At 74.6% G+C, this 650-nt stretch carries 2 protein-coding genes; both read left to right on the top strand.

Going from position 1 to position 650, the window contains the following annotated elements:
* Positions 1 to 111, top strand: a 111-nt coding sequence (locus tag A612_RS18160) for an SEC-C metal-binding domain-containing protein (RefSeq protein ID WP_141630346.1), incomplete at its 5' end; no start/stop codon positions are given.
* Between the two features lie 36 nt (positions 112 to 147).
* Positions 148 to 650 (top strand): bifunctional ornithine acetyltransferase/N-acetylglutamate synthase (locus A612_RS08875; RefSeq protein ID WP_019374145.1); only part of this gene is annotated, 503 nt, incomplete at its 3' end.

The following is a 650-nucleotide window of genomic DNA, read 5'->3' as shown; positions in this document are numbered from 1 at the left end:
GGCCCGGGCGACGGGGGCCTGGCCAGCCCGGGCGTGCGCGTGGGCCGCAACGACCCCTGTCCGTGCGGCAGCGGCAAGAAATACAAGCAATGCCACGGCAAGCTCAGCTGAGCGGCCGCGTCTCGTGCCTTCGAGGATGAACCACCCATGCCCGTGAACCTTTCCGCCCCTGTGGCCCAGGACCTGCATCCCGTCGCCGGGCTGCGCATCGGCGTCGCCGAGGCCGGCGTGCGCAAGGCCGGCCGCAAAGACCTGACGGTCTTGCTGCTCGACGAAGGCGCCGCCGTTGCCGGCGTGTTCACGCAAAACCGCTTCTGCGCCGCGCCGGTGCAGGTCTGCCGCGAGCACCTGGCGGCGGGGCGGGGCGTGCGCGCCCTGGTGGTCAACACCGGCAACGCGAACGCCGGGACCGGCGCCGAGGGGCTGGCGCGCGCGCGCGCCACCTGCGCCGCCCTGGCCGAGCAGCTGGGCGTGGAGGCCACCCAGGTGCTGCCCTTCTCCACCGGCGTGATCATGGAGCAGCTCCCGGTCGAGCGCATCACCGCCGCCCTGCCGGCCGCCCTGGCCGACGCCCAGCCCACCCACTGGGCGCGCGCCGCCGAGGGCATCATGACCACCGACACGGTGCCGAAGGCGGCCAGCCGCCAGCT

Source organism: Melaminivora alkalimesophila (assembly GCF_000282995.1).
GTDB classification, from domain to species: domain Bacteria; phylum Pseudomonadota; class Gammaproteobacteria; order Burkholderiales; family Burkholderiaceae_C; genus Melaminivora; species Melaminivora alkalimesophila.
The sequence above is the reverse complement of the archived record's forward strand: the minus strand, read 5'-3'. Positions and strand labels throughout refer to the sequence as shown.